The 1,129-nt window shown below is 70.1% G+C and carries 1 protein-coding gene; it reads left to right on the forward strand.

Annotated features, from left to right (window positions below; all coding sequences use genetic code 11):
* A partial coding sequence (locus tag AB4Y84_RS22190; protein WP_442251001.1) for a DUF1631 family protein occupies positions 1–1,129 on the forward strand: 1,129 nt, incomplete at both ends.

Below are 1,129 nucleotides of genomic sequence, written 5' to 3' on the forward strand. Positions count from 1 at the left end.
GGCCTGTGCCGTCAGGCCCTGACGGCGCCGTTGATCCTGACCGTGGAAGCGCTGGAGCAGACCCTGCTGCATGACGCCGACCATGCCCGCAACCCGCAACAGCAAGCCGATCTGCTGGGCCAACGCGGCCAGCTGCATGCGTTCGCCGGCCACTTCAGCGATCGTATGCTCGATGCGCTGGCCGATGCGCTTGTGCGGCTGCGTGAACCGATCACCCCGGTCGTGGCTGCCGCCACACCACCGCCCTTGCCCGGCATGCTGGGGTTGACCCTGGTGGCCGAGCATGAAGTCGACCGCGACCTGCTGCTGACCGAAATGGTGCGCCGGGAAACCCTGCGCTCGGCCAACGCCTTGAACCTGCTGGGCCAGCGTCTGGGTGTTGTTGCCGGCGCACCAGCCTTTGAAGCCGACACCCTGCCCTTGGCACCGCAGGCCCTGTGCGCGATGGTGCGCAAGCTGGCCGAACAGGATGCCCTCAGCGCCGACGTGCAGATGGCGCTGTACCGCAGCTTCGAGCGGCAGGTGCTGGAGCGGCTGGGCGATGTGCTCGACCGTGCCAATGCGCTGCTGGCGCAGCACGGGATCCTGCCAGGCCTGGTCTACACCCCGTACCTGGCCCGTTCCTCAAGCACCCGCCGGATCATCACCCAGTCGGTCGGCAGCGGCCGCAGTGGACGCCCGTCACCGCGCGTGCCCACCCCGATGACCGGCTGGGGTGGGTCGGCACCGGCCGGCTCATGGTCGACGTTGATGCAGGACGCCTTCGCCGATGCGGATGCGCCCGGTGCGTCGGCCGGCATGACGGTACCGGCCAGCAGCGTGCTGCACGAGATGCTGCAACAGGCGCGGCAGACCCCGCAGCCAGCGGCGAATCCGGCGGCCCTGCCCAGTGCAGCGGTTGATGCCGTGCTGGCACGCCTGCAGGGGCAGGCCAGCGCCGCCAGCGCCATGACCGATCTGCAGGCGGCCGTGGTGGCCCAGCTGCGCAGCGAACATGGCGCGCAGGCAAGCCTTGGCAGCCACGACCGCGACAATCTCGATCTGCTGCGCCTGCTGCTGCAGCAGGTTCAGCAGCAGCAACGGCCGGACCCGGTGCCGGCCGCCCTGCTCGCGCGCCTGCAGGTTCCTC

Source organism: Stenotrophomonas sp. 2YAF22 (genome assembly GCF_052114665.1).
Lineage (GTDB): Bacteria > Pseudomonadota > Gammaproteobacteria > Xanthomonadales > Xanthomonadaceae > Stenotrophomonas > Stenotrophomonas indicatrix.